Raw genomic sequence first — 16085 nt, 5'->3', positions numbered from 1 at the left:
GACTCCTTAGTCATGGCGCGGATCGAGCGCATCGCGCAGCCCGTCGCCGAGTAGATTAAAACCCTGTACCGCCAGGAAAATAGCGACGCCGGGGAACACAGACATCCACGGCGCCTGTTCAAGAAAACCTTTTGCCGTATTGAGCATCGAGCCCCAGGAAGGGTTCGGCGGCTGCTGGCCAAGGCCGAGGAAAGAGAGACTGGCCTCGGCGATAATTGCCGAAGCAATCGCCAGCGTGGCCTGCACCAGAATCGGCGACATCACGTTAGGAAGGACGTAGCGCAGAACGATCCACCGGTCCGGCAGGCCGATGGCCCGCGCGCCGTCGATATACTCTTCGTTACGAATGGCGATCGTCTGGCCGCGGGTCAGACGGGCAAAGATCGGCATCGCCGACAGGCCGATGGCGATCATCGCGTTACTCAGGCTCGGTCCTAAAAATGCGCCGAGGGCGATCGCCATGATCAGAAACGGACAGGCGAGCAGCGCTTCGATAAAGCGTGATATGACGCCGTCCCAGATCCCCTGAAAATAACCCGCCACCAGCCCGAGCGGAACACCGATAACCACCGCGATAAGTACCGACATACAGCCGGCCATCAGCGAGGTGCGCGCTCCCCAGACAATCCGCGAGAGAATATCGCGCCCCAGCTCATCGGTGCCGAACCAGTACATCTCCGATGGTGGCTTACGCACCATCAGAAAATTGGCCTTGACCGGATCGAACGGCGCGATCCACGGCGCCAGGAGCGCAATCAGCACGAAGATGCCGACCACCACCGCGCCGATCACCGCGCTTTTATTGGCGAGAAATTTCTTCAGTACCCGGTTTTGCGCACGCGGCTTGACGAGCGCCACGCTCTGCGTTGTGAATTCCGCCATGGTTAGCCTCGCATTTTCGGGTTAATGAGGAAGTAGAGCACATCGGCCAGCAGGTTGAGCATCAGGAAACCGATCGCCACGATCAGCACCACGCCCTGCACCACCGCGTAATCGCGGTTAAACACCGAATCGACGATCATCTTGCCGAAGCCGGGAATGGTGAACACCTGCTCGGTCAGGACCGCGCCGCCCAGCAGCTCGCCAAACAGCAGCGTGGTCAGCGTGATGACCGGCACCAGCGCGTTGCGAAAGGCATGCTTTAAGATCACCGCTTTTGGTAGTAGCCCTTTTGCCCGCGCGGTACGTATATAGTCCGCTTTCAGCACCGCGATCATCGAAGCGCGGGTGTGGCGCATCAGCGTGGCCGCCAGACCGGTCCCCAGCACCGCCGCCGGCAGCAGCAGCGTGCGCAGATTTTGCAGCGGCGCCTCGCTAAACGGTACAAATCCGGAGGCGGGCAGCCATTGCAGATTGACCGAAAAGACCAGGATCAGCAGGATCCCTAACCAAAAATGCGGTATTGAGATCCCCGAGATCGCCACGAAGTTCGCCCCGTGATCGATCCAGCTGTTTTTGTTCACCGCCGCCAGAATCCCCATGCTGATGCCGACGATCAGGGCAATAATCATTGCCAGCAGCGACAGTTCCAGCGTCACCGGCAGCTTGCTGGCGATAAGCTGCGTCACCGGCTCATGAGTACGTAACGAGACGCCGAGATCGCCTTGCAACGCGCGGGTCAGCCAGTGGTAGTACTGCACCGGGATCGGCGCATCGAGGTTTAACTCCGCTCGCAGCTGGGCAATCACTGCCGGATCGCGCTCCTCGCCCGCCATGGCGATCAGCGGGTCGCCGGGCAGCAGTTTCTGTAGCCCAAACACCATCATGCTCACCAGCAGCAGCGTCGGTATCGCGAGCAGCAGCCGTTTGCTAATCAGTTCCAGCATGGTTTCTCCTCACGCCTCGATTATTGCGTCAGCGACAGACCCGCTACGCGTACGATGCCGTCCGGGTAAGGTTTAAAGCCCTGTACTTTTTTGTTGAGCCCAAAAATGCGCGGCTCAAAGTAGAGATAGGCGATCGGCATGTCGGTTTGCAGCTGGTGAACGACCTTGTCATACAGCGGCTGGCGAACGGCCTGATCGTTGCTCAGTCGCGCCTGAGTCAGCCATTCATCGACCTGTCCGTTGCTGTAACGGCCGTCGTTGAGGGTGCCCTTGCTATGAATAAAACCGTAGATACTGCCGTCAGGATCCGGGCGTCCCGACCAGCCGGAGAAGCTCAACTGGTAGTCACCGCTCTGCTGGCGATCGAGCAGCGTGGCAAACTCGGTCATCTGCAAATTGAGGTTAAAGCCCGCTTCGGCGACCATCGCCTGCAGCACCTGTCCCACCTGCTGCGAGGTCGGGTTATTCGGTACCAGCAGATTGACGTTCAGCGGCGTGGAGACTCCCGCGGCTTTCAGCAGCGCCTGCGCTTTTTCCACATTACGCGGCGCAACCGGAAGCTTGACGTGATACGGGCTAACCGGCGAGAAGGCCTGATTTGCCGGAGTATATAGCCCTTCGAATACCACCTGGTTAAGCGCATCGCGGTCGATAGCTAAGGAGAAGGCTTCACGAACGCGGGTATCTTTAAACGGATCGTTGGCCGCTACTTTGCCGTTATTAATGTTGAAAGTGATACCCTGATAGCCCAGCCCCGTGACTTTAGCGAGCGCCAGTTTGCTGTCGGCTTCAACGGTTTTTACGTCGCTGGCGGCGATACCTTCCGTCAGCTCGAGATCGCCGGCGCGCAGGTTAGCCAGCCGGACCGAAGCATCGGGGATCGGCAAATAGATAAGCTTGTCAAAGTGGTAGGCGCCTTTATTCCAGTAGTTGTCAAAACGGCTCAGGACGATACGATCCTGAGAAACCCGGCTGTCGAATTTGTAAGGACCGGAACAGACCGGATGAGCGGCAAAATCCGCTTTTTTCGCCGCTTCCGGCGCCATCATCGCCCCGGCGCGATCGGTCAACTGCATCAGCAGCGCGGCATCCGGCGTTTTCAGATGCACAGCGATTTGCAGCGGGCCGGTCACCGCCACCGATTCGATCGAGGAGATCTCGCTTTTGCGCAGTGAGCCTTTCAGCGTCAGCGCGCGATCGAGGTTATATTTTGCCGCTGCGGCGTCGAACTTCTCGCCGTCGTGGAAGGTGACCCCGTCGCGCAGGTTCATGGTCAGCGTTTTACCGTCATCGCTCCACGACCAGTCCGTCGCCAGCCCCGGCACGATCTTGAGATGCTCATCGACGTCCACCAGCCTGTCGCACAGCGAGGCGAAAACAAAGCGGCCGTAGTAGGTGCGCGCCAGATGGGGATCGAGCATATCGGGATCCGCCCCCAGGCCGATGCGCAGTACGCTCTCTGCATGCGCGGGCAGCGCCGCGCCAAGCAACATAACACTTCCCAGAACGGTCAAAAGAGAATTACGCATTGTCATTATCATGAGTTCCTTGCAGCAAGGGATGAGTGAGTGGCCGCGTGTTCAAACAGCGCGCGGCGGCGCAGAAATGCGGCGGACGGCGGAGCAATCTGGATCACGCTGCGATCGCGGTTGATCTCCTGCCAGCGGTGGCAGGCGATCTGCCGTCCGCCGTCAAGCAGCTGGTTAATCGGTTCGCTTTGCCGACATTGATCGCTGACGTACGGGCAGCGGGTATGGAAACGGCAGCCCGTCGGCGGGTTGGCCGGATTAGGTAGATCCCCCTGTAGCAGCGGAGCCTCACGCTGCACGCCCGGTTGCATTTGCGGCGCCGAAGCGATCAGCGCCTGGGTATACGGGTGCAGCGGCGCATCGAAGATCTCATCGACCGTCGCCAGCTCAACGATTTGCCCGAGGTACATCACCGCCACGCGGTCGCTCATATGGCGGATGACCGCCAGTCCGTGGGCGACAATAATCATCGTCAGGCCAAGCTGATGCTTAAGACTCTCCAGCAGATTCACCACCTGCGCCTGGACGGAAACGTCCAGCGCCGACACCGGTTCATCGCCCAGCAGCAGCTTAGGCCCGGAGGCCAGCGCGCGGGCGATACCAATACGTTGGCGCTGGCCGCCGGAAAACTCATGTGGATAACGGTCGGCCCATGCCGCCGGTAGCCCCACGGTTTTCAGCAGTTCAGCGACGCGGTAGTGCCGATCGGCCTTTTTCATATTCTGATGTAGCCACAGCGGTTCGCCGACGATCTGCTCCACGGTCATCCGCGGGTTCAATGACGCAAAGGGATCCTGGAAGATGATCTGCAGCTCGCGACGCAGCTGGTTGAGTCGGGTTCCCGTCGCGTCAGTAATTTCCTCGCCCTGCCAGAACACCCGCCCCTCGCTTGCGGCCAGCAGACGCAGCAGCAGGCGGCCAAGCGTCGATTTCCCCGAACCGGACTCGCCAACAATCGCCAGCGTTTCCCCCGGCATAACCGCCAGCGACACCCGATCGACGGCGGTGACATGACGCGCCGGCGCGAAGAGTTTTTTCGGCCCGGGAAACCATTTACTCAGATCGCGGGCTTCAAGAATGGGTAGGGTCATGCGATTTCTCCCAACGCAATATGCTGCTCCAGCGGAGCACGGAAACAGGCGACCTGGTGGCTGGCGCCTAAGGTCTGTAATGGCGGCTTCTGCTCATGACAGCGGACCTGCGCGAACGGGCAGCGGCTTGCAAAACGACATCCTTTCGGCATCGCTTCCGGCAGCGGTACGGAGCCCGGGATAGTCGAAAGCGCCCCTTTCCGGGCGCTGAGGGAGGGAATCGACCCCATCAGACCGATGGTATAAGGGTGCTGCGGGTCAGCGAAAATCGCCTCGACGCTCCCCTGCTCCACCACCTGTCCGGCATACATCACCGCGACCTGCTGGGCGACTTCCGCCACCACGCCTAAATCGTGGGTAATCATCAGTACCGCGGTGCCGGTCTCTGCTTTCAGGTCATTCAACAGCGTCAGGATTTGCGCCTGGATCGTGACGTCCAGCGCGGTGGTCGGCTCATCGGCGATAAGCAGCCGCGGATGGTTAATTAACGCCATGGCGATCATCACCCGCTGGCGCATCCCGCCAGAGAGCTGATGGGGATACGCCTTCAGGCGCATTTCCGCCGCCGGGATCTGCACTTTTTCCAGGATCTGCAGCGCGGTTTTCATCGCTGCCGCGCGCGGCATCTTCTGGTGGCGCATCACCGCTTCACTTAGCTGATCGCCAAGGGTGAAAGCGGGATTCAGCGAAGTCATCGGTTCCTGAAAAATCATCGCCAGCTCGTTGCCCCGCAGATCGGCATATTCCCGCGGCGACAGCTTGCGCAGATCGTGGCGGCGAAACTGCATCTCGCCGCTGACAATTTGCGCGCTGGCGGGCAACAGCCCCATCAGCGCCAGCGAGGTGATGCTTTTCCCACAGCCGGACTCTCCCACCAGCGCCAGCGTTTCCCCCGCCTGGACAGTGAGGGAAATACCGTCCAGCACGCTGACCGGCGAACCGGCGAATTTAACGTTGAGGTTTTGCAGGCGCAGTACCGGCACGGCTTCCTTAAAGGGGATCGTCGTCATGGCGTGTATCGTCCTCAAGATGAATGGCCTGGATCAGGGCATTTTGCAGGGAGAGCAGATGCTCGCGCATCGCGGCGGCAGCTTCATTGGGCTGGCGTTGAATAATGGCGTTGATGATGGCGTGGTGGTGAGAGTTATAGTTGTTAACGCGTTCCGGCGTACGCGCCAGCTCGCGTAAATGCTGCCAACCCGGTTCGCGGCGAACGGCATCAATGGCGTCAAACAGGCCCAACAGCAGACGATTGCCGGCAGCTTCGGCAATGGCGCGATGAAACGCGCTGTCCCACAGCTCGTTAAGGTCGCGATCGTCAGGGCTGACCTTATTAATCCGTTCCAGCAGGCGCTGCATCAGCGCAAGATTTTCCCCGGTAGCGCGCAGGGCTGCGAGGCGAGCCAGTCCGGGTTCGAGCTGCAGACGCGCCTCCATGACCTCCAGCAAATTGGTTTGCTGCACCAGCCCCTGAAGCACCAGCGGCTCAACGGGGGCCGCAGGCCCAATAAAGGTGCCCTTCCCTTGTTTGCGCCAGATGCGCCCCTCCTCTTCCAGGACGTCCAGCGCCCGACGAATCTCGCGTCGCCCTACGCCCAGCGTCTCCGCAAGTTCGCGTTCGGTGGGCAGCGGTACGCCTGGGGTCGATTCATGCTGATTGATAAGCCCGCGCAGTTGCTCCAGCGCAGTGCTGGAATTTGCCAGAAACGGTGACGCCTTTTCCATATTGGTTCGCCTGCTTTCATCATTTCTTTGGTTTTATTAACAATAAGTTATTGATATAGATGTGTACCTGAGACCATAGAGATCAAGCAATTTCCGAACCAATCATCTATTGGTTCGGAAATTATTTGAAATATCTGGATAAGGCCATGAATAAAGGCAGGTTTATTATTACGATTTTGTTGCGTTAGGGGAGCGGATAATGACCATGCCAGAGGGCGAGCGCACAAAAACGGTGCATTACATGCACCAAAACTGATCACATGTTAAATAATTGCACCTAGATTATTAACTTTTTGTTAATAGAAAGCATAAGGGAAATGGGTGGGGGGCTAAAACGACGAAAGCCTGAATCATTGCTGATTCAGGCTTTCTGAATAGTGGCGGAACGGACGGGACTCGAACCCGCGACCCCCTGCGTGACAGGCAGGTATTCTAACCGACTGAACTACCGCTCCACTTACTGTTCCCCTGGGAACGAGGCGAATATTACGGACTCCCCGTAACGCCGTCAACGCTTTTTCTTCACTTTTGAATCGTTTGCTGCAAAAATCGCCCACCCGGCTATTTTTAGCGCATATTCCAGCGAATCAGGCGCGCCACAGGCAACTGCCACCCTTCTTTTGGACCAGATCGAGGCGGGATTCATGGTTCGCGATCTCTTCATCAGAGGCATAAACCACCCGCAATTTACTGGCAGCACGGACAACGCGCTGTATTCCCATTTCTCCCGTCTGCTGCTGCCCCTCGCCTTCCATCGAAAATGCCATCGTCGTCTGACCGCCGGTCATCATCAGATAAACGTCGGCCAGAATCTGGGCATCGAGTAACGCCCCGTGCAGCGTTCGTTTGCTGTTATCTATTTCATAGCGTGAACACAGCGCATCGAGGCTGTTACGCTTGCCGGGGAACATTTTCCGCGCCAGCGCGAGGCTATCGGTTACCTTGCAGAAGGTATTGGTTTTCGGAATACCGCGATTCAGCTTGCTGAATTCATAATCCATAAAGCCGATATCGAACGACGCGTTATGAATGACCAGTTCCGCGCCGCGGATATAGTCCATAAACTCTTCAGCCACATCGGCAAACACCGGTTTATCCATCAGGAACTCATCGGCGATTCCGTGAACGCCGAACGCTTCCGGATCCACCAGCCGGTCCGGCTTCAGATAAACGTGGAAGTTGTTGCCGGTAAGGCGACGGTTAATCACCTCCACCGCACCGATCTCGATGATCTTATGTCCTTCGTAATGCGCACCGATCTGATTCATACCGGTGGTTTCCGTATCGAGAACAATCTGTCGTGTAATTGCAGTGCTCATATCAGTCATTTATGTCAGACTTGCCGTTTACATATCGATTTCAATTACAGGAAGTCTACCAGATATGCTTAAACAGGTAGAAATTTTCACCGATGGTTCGTGCCTGGGAAATCCAGGCCCCGGCGGTTACGGTGCGATTTTACGCTATCGCGGGAAGGAAAAAATCTTTAGTCAGGGTTATCACCTCACGACCAATAACCGGATGGAGATGATGGCGGCAATTGTCGCTCTGGAAGCGCTGAAAGAGCAGTGCGAAGTGATACTCAGCACCGATAGCCAGTATGTGCGCCAGGGGATCACCCAGTGGATTCATAACTGGAAAAAACGCGGCTGGAAAACCGCTGACAAAAAACCGGTTAAGAATGTCGATCTCTGGCAGCGCCTGGATACCGCGCTCGGCCAGCACCAAATTAAATGGGAGTGGGTCAAAGGCCACGCCGGACATCCGGAAAATGAACGCTGCGACGAGCTGGCTCGTGCTGCCGCCTCTAACCCGACGCAGAGCGATATCGGTTACCAGGCGGAAAACTAATTCTCCCCGTTGCGCCACTGCTGCGTGGCGCCAACGGTCTGCCGTAGCGGCGTTTTCGCTTTCCCTGATTTCAGCGGGTTTAAGGTCAGCGGGATCGTACGCTTACGGGCGACGATCAGCTGCAGACAGCCCAGCGCCGGCAGATGAGTACTCAGCAACTTACCGCCGTGCCTGGACCAGGGCAGCACCTGGTAGCGGCCATGGTGCAGCACTTCAAAATTCAGCAGCGCCAGCCAGTCCAGCTGGCGCATCAGCGTAAACATCCGGCTATTGTAGGGCGCGGTTTTACGCAATACCGGCACCAGTTTACGCAACCCCATCAGGCTCACGGGGTTAAAGCTGGTCAAAATCATCCAGCCGTCATCAATCAATACCCTGTCCGCTTCACGCAGCAAACGATGCGGGTCGCTGCACCAGGGCAAGGTATGCGCCAGCAGGCAGGCATCGACCGATTTTTCCGCAAAGGGCAGATGTAGCGGGTCGGCTTTCACCTGAATAGGGTTCCCCTGCAAAGAAACGTTCACCTGATGCGAGATAGCACAGGATTCCGTATTGATTTCCGCGCTCAGATTGCCAATCTTAAGTAAATGAAAGCCATATAATTTAGCCAGCCACGGTTTCATCTGCCGTTCCAGCGATTCGCGATAGTATTCGCCCCAGGGCATACTGGACCAGTGCTCTGGCGCTGTAACTGTCTGAGGTATCCTTGCCGGCTTCATCGTAACCTTCCGCTACGCTTTGAGAGGTAATTTATGAATCTTATCAGCATTCCCGCCTTCCAGGACAACTACATCTGGGTTCTCAGTGCGGATAACGGCCGTTGTCTGATCGTCGATCCCGGCGAAGCGGCGCCGGTACTGGCCGCCATAGAGGCTAACCGCTGGCAACCCGAAGCGATTCTGCTGACCCACCACCACCACGATCACGTTGGCGGCGTAAAACAACTGCGCGAAAAATTCCCCGGACTCGTTGTTTACGGACCGGCAGAAACCCAGGATAAGGGAACGACCCACCTTGTCGCCGACGGCGATCGACTGACTATTTTGGGCCGCGAATTTTCTATTTTTGCCACGCCGGGTCACACTTTAGGACACATCTGTTTCTATAGCGCACCTTATCTATTCTGTGGCGATACAATGTTTTCCGGCGGCTGCGGCAGGCTGTTCGAAGGAACGGCTGAGCAGATGTATCAATCATTTAAGAAAATAAATGCCCTTCCTGAGGATACTCTGATTTGTTGCGCACATGAGTATACTTTAGCAAACATGAAGTTTGCCTTGAGTATCCTGCCTCATGATGTGGATATAAGCGATTACTATCATAAAGTTAATGAGTTACGCGCGAAAAAACAAAAAACACTCCCCGTAACTCTGAAAAATGAGCGCCGCATAAATATATTTCTACGCACAGATGATAATGATTTAATTAAAGAAATTTCAAAAGAAACAAATTTGCAACACTCTGCACAGCGATTTGCGTGGTTAAGGTCAAAGAAAGATGACTTCTGACATTTAACGCTTGTCATTCGTAGCCTTCACCGTTATTCTTGCTCGTCTTTTAAGCAACTATTGACACACACATGAAGGCACGAGCGATTTTACTCGCCTCCGTCCTGCTGGTGGGGTGCCAGGCGTCTAAGCACGATGGTAACGTCCAACAGCACGCACAGAGCCTTTCTGCAGCTGGTCAAGGGGAAGCAGGTAAGTTCACAAGTCAAGCGCGCTGGTTAGATGATGGAACCTTCTACGCGCAAGACCAGGATCTGTGGACTTCCATAGGCGACGAGCTAAAGATGGGAATTCCGGAAAATCCCCGGATTCGCGAACAAAAACAGAAGTATTTACGTAATAAGAGCTATCTCCACGATGTAACTTTACGGGCAGAGCCGTATATGTACTGGATAGCCGGGCAAGTTAAGAAACGTAACATGCCAATGGAACTGGTATTACTACCCATAGTGGAGAGCGCTTTTGACCCGCACGCAACGTCTGGCGCCAATGCCGCAGGCATCTGGCAGATCATTCCGAGCACCGGGCGCAATTATGGTTTAAAACAGACCCGCAGCTATGATGCGCGTCGTGATGTCGTCGCCTCTACAACGGCGGCGCTGGATATGATGCAGCGTCTGAACAAGATGTTCGACGGTGACTGGTTATTAACCGTCGCCGCGTACAATAGCGGTGAAGGCCGGGTACTGAAAGCAATGAAAGCGAACCGTTCGCGTGGGAAACCCACCGATTTCTGGTCGCTGCCATTACCACGGGAAACCAAGGTCTACGTACCTAAGATGCTGGCTTTGAGCGATATTCTCAAAAACAGCAAGCGCTATGGCGTAAGACTGCCGACGGCAGACGAGAGCCGTGCGCTGGCGCGCGTGCGCCTCGACAGTCCGGTTGATATTAGCCAGCTGGCGGATATGGCAGGCATGCCTGTCGGCAAGCTGAAAACGTTCAACGCCGGCGTCAAGGGTTCTACCCTCGGTGCAAACGGGCCAAAGTACGTGATGGTGCCACAGAAGCATGCCGCTCAGCTGCGTGAATCTTTGGCCTCAGGTGACATTGCCGCCGTACAGCCTACCCAGCTGGCGGACAACACGCCGTTGACCAGCCGTAGCTACAAGGTGCGTTCTGGCGATACGATTTCCGGAATTGCTTCCCGGCTCGGCATATCGACCAAAGATCTGCAGCAGTGGAATGGTTTGCGTGGTTCAGGTCTGAAAGTGGGCCAGAACCTGGTGATTGGCGCAGGAAGCAGCGCGGAACGTCTTGCCAGCAACAGCGATAGCATTACCTATCGCGTGCGTAAAGGCGACTCGTTATCGAGCATTGCCAAACGTCATGGCGTCAACACACGTGATGTGATGCGCTGGAACCGCGGCACCGACGATCTGAAACCCGGCGATCAGCTGACGCTGTTTGTGAAAAACAGCGACAGGCCGGACTCCTGATACATCGGATAAAAACAAAGGCACCGTTTAACGGTGCCTTTTTGCTTTATACCGCTTTATGCGCTTCAAACATAATCGTATCGCTGGTAAATGAGCCGTCTTCCTGCAAGGCAAAATAGGCTTTTACCTCTGCGGACGCACTCTCCTGATACAAGCGAATTGCCTCCACCAGCGGTGCCGGCGTGCGCATCCGCGCCACCCACGAGGCAAACTCCAGCGGCAGACGGTCGGTCAACAGATGATTGATAACCAGCCCGGCCTCATTCGCCAGCGCCAGCCACTCGCCGCTGGCGTAGTTGCGGACATGGGAAGTATCGCGCAGCGCTTCAACCGTTTGCAGCCAGACATCGCGCACCGGGTGGCCGGGCGACATCACATCCATAATCATCATCACCCCGCCAGGCTTCAGGACGCGTTTTACCTCCCGCAATGCCTGACCCACATCATGCCAGTGGTGAGCAGAATAGCGGCTTATCACCACCTCAAAGCTGGCATCCGCAAAAGGCAGCGTTTCCGCATAACCTTGCTGAGTCACAATATTCGAGAAACCTTTATCCTGCGCGGCCTGGGCGACAACCTCCAGCATCTGGCTGGATAAATCATAGGCCGTCACCTTTGCCACCTGCCCGGCCGCCGTAAAACTGGCATGACCCGCGCCACATCCCATATCCAGAACATGCGCATGGGGGAAATCAGCCAGCCGCTCGGCCAGGCGTTGCAGATCGCGTCCGGATGCATGGACCGCGCTGGTCAGGTAAGCGCTTGCCTGCGAGCCAAACTGCTTTTCGACGTTGTCATGATGAGAGCGTGTTGTCATTGGGTTGTCCTTCGGTTGTTTGAATAATAAAGGCGGCACCATGCTTACACAGGCCCGCCCCATGGCAGGCCTGACATACCTCTATTAATCAGGCTTGCCGGGACTGAATTCGACTAGTAGCGGGTTGTGGTCGGAGGCGCTGGTCACCAGCACGGAAGCGTCGTGAACGCTTAACCCCCGATAGAAGACAAAATCGAGCGGGCGACCAAACGCACGACGGCGCTGATCGTCCGGAAAGCGCACTTCGCGCAGCGCCATTTCGCGCGCAAAGCGATAAAGCGCATTCATTCTTGGGCGACTCCAGGTATTAAAATCGCCAGCCATAATCACCGGGCCGCTGTGATGAGCAATCTGGTCGCCGATGGGCAACAGCTGTTTACTGTAAACATCCACGCCCCAGCTGAAATTCACCGCGTGGATATTAACGACCATCAGCAAACGCGTATCCGGCAGCGGATAGACGGTGACCAGGGCCGACTTCGCCAGCCGCAGAATCGGCTCGCGCTCGCGTAACGGACAGCAGTAAACAGGATGGGCCGAAGCCAGGGTCATCACGCCGGAGGGATGCTGCGGCAGGACCAGAGCAGGTACCTGATCGGCAGCCAGGTAATTCGTGGTGGCGAATCTGACCAGTTCAGGAGTGGTTTGCGCTTCCTGTAACAGCACCAGATGGGCATCTTTACCAAAGTTTTTGAGAACCGACTTCCACTCAGCGCGCTGCTGCTTAAAGATATTCCACACCAGGACGCGGATTTTTTCATCCGCGCTTAACGGGACGCCGGCAGGAAATGCCTGGCCAATGCTTGCAAACGACCCCGGAGGCAAAATTCTCTCCGCGGGCTGTCCGGCGACATAGCGCATAGCATAAGTATTCTTTCGCAATTTAGGCATCAAACCTCGATAACAGGAAACCAGCCCGACTGCGGCTGGTTCTTCTGTTATAGGGACTTTCTTAGGCACTTTCAATGCAATTCGCGAGAAACCTTTACCCTTCGACGGAAACGGCCTTTGCCGGGCGGGAGTTATCCAGACGGCCGCTCAGCGCCACCAGCAGCAGCGCGACTAACACAATCACCGCGCCAATCCACGGCGTCTGAGCCAACCCATAGCGCTCGACGGTTTGACCACCAATCACTGAACCCAACGCGATACCGACATTAAAGGCGGCAATGTTCAGACCAGAAGCGACATCGACCGCGCCTGGCGTATATTGCTCGGCTTTTTGCACGACATAGACCTGCAGTCCCGGGACGTTGCCGAAGGCAAAAATGCCCATCACCAGTACCGTAGCCAGGGCTGCGTACTGAATGCTGGCGGTAAACTGGAATACCAGCAGAAGGACGACTAACGCCGCAAAGATAGCCTTTAGTGCCGCAACGGCGCCATGTTTATCCGCCAGCTTACCGCCCCAGACGTTCCCAATCGCGACCGAGATCCCATATCCCAGCAGAATCCAGCTCACCGTTGCGGGGCTAAAGCCCGCCAGCTCCTGCATCATTGGCGCGAGGAAAGTAAACGCGGTAAAGACGCCGCCGTAGCCCAACGCGGTGATGGCATAGATAATCAACAAACGCGGATGTGTTAATACTTTTAACTGATCGGCCAGGCTAGCGCTGGCGCGGGCAGGAATATTATTGGGTACCAGAATCAGGCTACCGATCAATGCAATCACGCCGAGGATCGACACCGCAAGGAAAGTTTCACGCCAGCCAAAGTGCTGCCCGATAAAGGTCCCAATCGGTACGCCGGTTACCAGCGCCACGGTTAAACCACCAAACATAATCGCGATTGCCGAAGCGGCTTTTTCTTTTGCCACCAGGCTCGTCGCAATGGTTGAGCCAATTGAAAAGAATACCCCGTGCGCCAGACCGGTAAGCAGGCGCGCAAAGATCAGCGTTTGATAGCCCGGCGCCTGCCAGGCCAACAGATTACCGGCGGTAAACAGCACCATCAGCGCCAGCAGCAGCTGTTTACGCGGCATACGCCCGGTCAGCGCGGTGAGTACCGGCGCGCCAATCGCTACGCCCAGGGCATAAATAGAGACCAGCAGTCCCGCCGAAGGCAGCGAGATAGCCAGCTGTTCAGCGATGGTGGGAACCAGACCCACAATCACAAATTCAGTGGTGCCAATCGCAAAGGCACCGATGGTCAAGGCAAGTAACGCCAGTGGCATAATTTACTCCGTATCATCAGGATTTAGATGACACGTAGTATGAAGCGATGTTTAAATAACAAAAACTATCAAAGTCTCAATATAATTTTGCTACAGGTGCAATAATGAGAGCCACTTCAGAAGAGATTGCCATCTTTGTCGCCGTAGTTGAAAGCGGCAGCTTCAGCCGGGCAGCAGAGCAACTGGGACAGGCAAATTCTGCCGTCAGCCGGGCGGTGAAAAAGCTGGAAGGAAAACTGGGCGTCAGTCTGCTGAACCGGACAACCCGCCAGCTCAGCCTGACTGAGGAGGGAGAGCGCTATTTTCGTCGTATGCAGGGGGTATTACAGGAGATGGCGGCAGCGGAGAATGAACTACTGGAAACCCGGACGACGCCGAGGGGATTGTTGCGCGTTGATGCCGCCACGCCGGTGATGCTGCATTTCCTGATGCCGCTGGTGAAACCTTTTCGCGAGCGTTATCCGGAAATGACTCTGGCGCTGGTTTCTTCAGAAACCTTCATTAACTTGATCGAACGTAAGGTTGATGTTGCCATCCGTGCCGGCACATTGACGGACTCCAGCCTGCGCGCTCGCCCGCTCTTCAACAGCTACCGGAAAATTGTCGCCTCGCCGGAGTATCTCGCTCAGCATGGTACGCCAAAAAACGTCGCCGACCTCAAGGATCATCTCTGTCTGGGCTTTACCGAACCGGCATCGCTGAATACCTGGCCCGTCTCCTGCTGCGACGGCCAGCTGTTGGAAGTGAACTGTGGGATCTCGTCGAACAGTGGGGAAACCATCAAACAGCTATGTCTGGCGGGCAATGGCATTGCCTGTTTGTCAGATTATATGGTGGATCAGGAAATTGCTAACGGGCAGTTTGTGGAACTGCTGGCAGAGAAGCGTCTGCCGGTGGAGATGCCGTTTAGCGCCGTGTACTACAGCGACAGAGCGGTCAGCACGCGAATCAGGGCATTTATCGACTTCCTGAGCGAGCACGTAAAACAGCTCCCGCAGGAGCTGTAGCATCGGTAACTTCCCGGCTAACGCCTTCGCGACGCCAGCCGGGATTTATCCTGATCTATCCGATCAGTCCCACTCAGGCGCCAGGCCTTCCGGGCTTACCAGACGATCGTTGCAATCCAGCGCGGCTATCGCTTGACGATCGGCCTCATCCAGCGTCAGATCCTGAGCTTTCAGGTTACTGGCCAAATTGTCACGCTTGGTTGATGAAGGAATGACCGCATAGCCTTCTCCCATAGCCCAGGCCAGAATCACCTGCGCCGGTGTCGCATTATGTTTTGCCGCAATCCCGGCAATCACTTCATCTTTCAGCGCCTTGCCATAAGCCAGCGTCATGTAAGAGGTGATATGGATACCGTGCTCGCGTGCCCAGTCCACCACTTTGCGGTTCTGCAGGTACGGGGAGAGCTCGATCTGGTTGGTGGCGATGTTGTCTGCGCCCACGGCGGCGATAGCACGCTCCATCAGCGGAATCGTAAAGTTAGAGATACCAATCTGACGGGTCAGGCCCAGTTTTTTTGCTTCCAGCAGCGCCGGCATAAACTCTTCGACAGCGACGGCATCATTCGGTGACGGCCAGTGGATCAGCGTCAGGTCGACATATTCCGTACGCAGTTTCTGCAGGCTCTCTTTCAGGCTCGCAACCAGCTTGTCTTTGCTCAGGTTTTCAATCCAGATTTTGGTGGTGATAAACAGCTCATCACGCGCCACGCCGCTCTCGGCGATCGCCTGGCCGACGGCGGCTTCGTTATCATAAATCTGAGCGGTATCGATCGTGCGATATCCCAGTTCCAGAGCCGTTTTCACCGATGCGATAACGACATCATCTTTCAGACGGAAGGTTCCAAGACCAAATGCAGGGATTGCCATAAAATTCCTCGTTATTTCGTAATGTTGGTTGATTGAGGCCATTATGGTTGATGTGGCGCAGGGGAAAAAGATCGATAAATGCAGAGGATTTTTGCTAAATCAGCAAAAATAGAGCAGCAGGAAAAGAAAAAGCCCCGAGCAAATGCTCAGGGCTTTTAATAAGTGGCGGAACGGACGGGACTCGAACCCGCGACCCCCTGCGTGACAGGCAGGTATTCTAACCGACTGAACTACCGCTCCACCGAATTTTTC

The 16085-nt window shown here is 56.0% G+C and carries 16 protein-coding genes and 2 tRNA genes; 4 read left to right on the top strand and 14 right to left on the bottom strand.

Translation table 11 applies throughout. The features are described from left to right. Positions 1-6: 6 nt before the first annotated feature. The 8 genes from EDF73_RS08160 to dnaQ form a co-directional block, all read right to left on the bottom strand. Positions 7-882: an ABC transporter permease gene (locus tag EDF73_RS08160; protein ID WP_132728169.1), complete on the bottom strand. Its 876-nt coding sequence runs from the start codon at positions 880-882 to the stop codon at positions 7-9. A gap of 2 nt (positions 883-884) precedes the next feature. Next, complete coding sequence (locus tag EDF73_RS08155) at positions 885-1826, bottom strand: ABC transporter permease (protein ID WP_132728167.1); 942 nt, start codon at positions 1824-1826, stop codon at positions 885-887. A 20-nt stretch (positions 1827-1846) separates the two neighbouring features. After that, on the bottom strand, positions 1847-3361 hold the full coding sequence (locus EDF73_RS08150) for an ABC transporter substrate-binding protein (protein WP_207896618.1): 1515 nt from the start codon (positions 3359-3361) through the stop codon (positions 1847-1849). Positions 3362-3363: 2 nt separating this feature from the next. Then, positions 3364-4446, bottom strand: coding sequence for an oligopeptide/dipeptide ABC transporter ATP-binding protein (locus EDF73_RS08145; protein WP_132728165.1), 1083 nt, complete (start codon positions 4444-4446; stop codon positions 3364-3366). Then, complete coding sequence (locus EDF73_RS08140) at positions 4443-5456, bottom strand: ABC transporter ATP-binding protein (RefSeq protein ID WP_132728163.1); 1014 nt, start codon at positions 5454-5456, stop codon at positions 4443-4445. The genes EDF73_RS08145 and EDF73_RS08140 overlap by 4 nt, the downstream gene beginning before the upstream one ends. Next, positions 5437-6171 carry a FadR/GntR family transcriptional regulator gene (locus EDF73_RS08135; protein ID WP_132728162.1) on the bottom strand — a complete coding sequence of 245 codons (735 nt, stop codon included), beginning with the start codon at positions 6169-6171 and terminating at the stop codon, positions 5437-5439. Before EDF73_RS08135 ends, EDF73_RS08140 begins: the two co-directional genes overlap by 20 nt. Before the next feature lie 378 nt (positions 6172-6549). Further along, positions 6550-6626: transfer RNA gene (locus EDF73_RS08130), tRNA-Asp, on the bottom strand. Positions 6627-6758: 132 nt separating this feature from the next. Then, positions 6759-7490: a DNA polymerase III subunit epsilon gene (gene dnaQ, locus EDF73_RS08125; RefSeq protein WP_207896617.1), complete on the bottom strand. Its 732-nt coding sequence runs from the start codon at positions 7488-7490 to the stop codon at positions 6759-6761. On the opposite strand from dnaQ, the gene rnhA reads away from it, so the two are divergent. Beyond that, on the top strand, positions 7444-8022 hold the full coding sequence (gene rnhA / locus EDF73_RS08120) for a ribonuclease HI (RefSeq protein ID WP_165905678.1): 579 nt from the start codon (positions 7444-7446) through the stop codon (positions 8020-8022). The genes dnaQ and rnhA overlap by 47 nt on opposite strands. On the opposite strand, the gene EDF73_RS08115 is transcribed toward rnhA, so the two are convergent. Beyond that, complete coding sequence (locus EDF73_RS08115) at positions 8019-8741, bottom strand: class I SAM-dependent methyltransferase (RefSeq protein ID WP_132728157.1); 723 nt, start codon at positions 8739-8741, stop codon at positions 8019-8021. The genes rnhA and EDF73_RS08115 overlap by 4 nt on opposite strands. Positions 8742-8774: 33 nt before the next feature. Between EDF73_RS08115 and gloB the strand changes: the two genes are divergently transcribed. Continuing rightward, positions 8775-9530, top strand: coding sequence for a hydroxyacylglutathione hydrolase (gene gloB / locus EDF73_RS08110; RefSeq protein ID WP_132728155.1), 756 nt, complete (start codon positions 8775-8777; stop codon positions 9528-9530). A 71-nt stretch (positions 9531-9601) separates the two neighbouring features. Further along, positions 9602-10969: a murein transglycosylase D gene (mltD, locus tag EDF73_RS08105; RefSeq protein WP_132728154.1), complete on the top strand. Its 1368-nt coding sequence runs from the start codon at positions 9602-9604 to the stop codon at positions 10967-10969. A gap of 46 nt (positions 10970-11015) precedes the next feature. On the opposite strand, the gene EDF73_RS08100 is transcribed toward mltD, so the two are convergent. The 3 genes from EDF73_RS08100 to EDF73_RS08090 all read right to left on the bottom strand — a co-directional run bounded on the left by EDF73_RS08100 (position 11016) and on the right by EDF73_RS08090 (position 13959). Next, the gene (locus EDF73_RS08100) at positions 11016-11786 is read right to left on the bottom strand and encodes a class I SAM-dependent methyltransferase (protein ID WP_132728152.1); all 771 of its coding nucleotides are present in this window, start codon (positions 11784-11786) and stop codon (positions 11016-11018) included. An 84-nt stretch (positions 11787-11870) separates the two neighbouring features. Next, on the bottom strand, positions 11871-12668 hold the full coding sequence (locus EDF73_RS08095; protein WP_132728984.1) for an endonuclease/exonuclease/phosphatase family protein: 798 nt from the start codon (positions 12666-12668) through the stop codon (positions 11871-11873). A gap of 103 nt (positions 12669-12771) precedes the next feature. Continuing rightward, complete coding sequence (locus EDF73_RS08090) at positions 12772-13959, bottom strand: MFS transporter (RefSeq protein WP_132728151.1); 1188 nt, start codon at positions 13957-13959, stop codon at positions 12772-12774. Positions 13960-14063: 104 nt separating this feature from the next. On the opposite strand from EDF73_RS08090, the gene yafC reads away from it, so the two are divergent. Continuing rightward, positions 14064-14966 (top strand): DNA-binding transcriptional regulator YafC, encoded by a 903-nt coding sequence (yafC, locus tag EDF73_RS08085; protein ID WP_132728149.1) that lies wholly within the window; start codon positions 14064-14066, stop codon positions 14964-14966. A gap of 63 nt (positions 14967-15029) precedes the next feature. Here the strand turns inward: yafC and dkgB are convergent, their stop codons facing one another. Beyond that, positions 15030-15833 carry a 2,5-didehydrogluconate reductase DkgB gene (dkgB, locus tag EDF73_RS08080; RefSeq protein WP_132728148.1) on the bottom strand — a complete coding sequence of 268 codons (804 nt, stop codon included), beginning with the start codon at positions 15831-15833 and terminating at the stop codon, positions 15030-15032. A 163-nt stretch (positions 15834-15996) separates the two neighbouring features. Continuing rightward, positions 15997-16073: transfer RNA gene (locus EDF73_RS08075), tRNA-Asp, on the bottom strand. Positions 16074-16085 lie beyond the last annotated feature (12 nt).

The organism is Klebsiella sp. BIGb0138, assembly GCF_004342285.1.
GTDB lineage: Bacteria > Pseudomonadota > Gammaproteobacteria > Enterobacterales > Enterobacteriaceae > Klebsiella.
The sequence above is the reverse complement of the archived record's forward strand: the minus strand, read 5'-3'. Positions and strand labels throughout refer to the sequence as shown.

Excerpts from the sequence above, each read along its gene's own strand:
- EDF73_RS08160 (WP_132728169.1), bottom strand. The coding sequence starts at position 882 with ATGGCGGAATTCACAACGCAGAGCGTGGCGCTCGTCAAGCCGCGTGCG.
- EDF73_RS08155 (WP_132728167.1), bottom strand. The coding sequence starts at position 1,826 with ATGCTGGAACTGATTAGCAAACGGCTGCTGCTCGCGATACCGACGCTG.
- EDF73_RS08150 (WP_207896618.1), bottom strand. The coding sequence starts at position 3,361 with ATGACAATGCGTAATTCTCTTTTGACCGTTCTGGGAAGTGTTATGTTG.
- EDF73_RS08145 (WP_132728165.1), bottom strand. The coding sequence starts at position 4,446 with ATGACCCTACCCATTCTTGAAGCCCGCGATCTGAGTAAATGGTTTCCC.
- EDF73_RS08140 (WP_132728163.1), bottom strand. The coding sequence starts at position 5,456 with ATGACGACGATCCCCTTTAAGGAAGCCGTGCCGGTACTGCGCCTGCAA.
- EDF73_RS08135 (WP_132728162.1), bottom strand. The coding sequence starts at position 6,171 with ATGGAAAAGGCGTCACCGTTTCTGGCAAATTCCAGCACTGCGCTGGAG.
- dnaQ (WP_207896617.1), bottom strand. The coding sequence starts at position 7,490 with ATGAGCACTGCAATTACACGACAGATTGTTCTCGATACGGAAACCACC.
- EDF73_RS08115 (WP_132728157.1), bottom strand. The coding sequence starts at position 8,741 with ATGAAGCCGGCAAGGATACCTCAGACAGTTACAGCGCCAGAGCACTGG.
- gloB (WP_132728155.1), top strand. The coding sequence starts at position 8,775 with ATGAATCTTATCAGCATTCCCGCCTTCCAGGACAACTACATCTGGGTT.
- mltD (WP_132728154.1), top strand. The coding sequence starts at position 9,602 with ATGAAGGCACGAGCGATTTTACTCGCCTCCGTCCTGCTGGTGGGGTGC.
- EDF73_RS08100 (WP_132728152.1), bottom strand. The coding sequence starts at position 11,786 with ATGACAACACGCTCTCATCATGACAACGTCGAAAAGCAGTTTGGCTCG.
- EDF73_RS08090 (WP_132728151.1), bottom strand. The coding sequence starts at position 13,959 with ATGCCACTGGCGTTACTTGCCTTGACCATCGGTGCCTTTGCGATTGGC.
- yafC (WP_132728149.1), top strand. The coding sequence starts at position 14,064 with ATGAGAGCCACTTCAGAAGAGATTGCCATCTTTGTCGCCGTAGTTGAA.
- dkgB (WP_132728148.1), bottom strand. The coding sequence starts at position 15,833 with ATGGCAATCCCTGCATTTGGTCTTGGAACCTTCCGTCTGAAAGATGAT.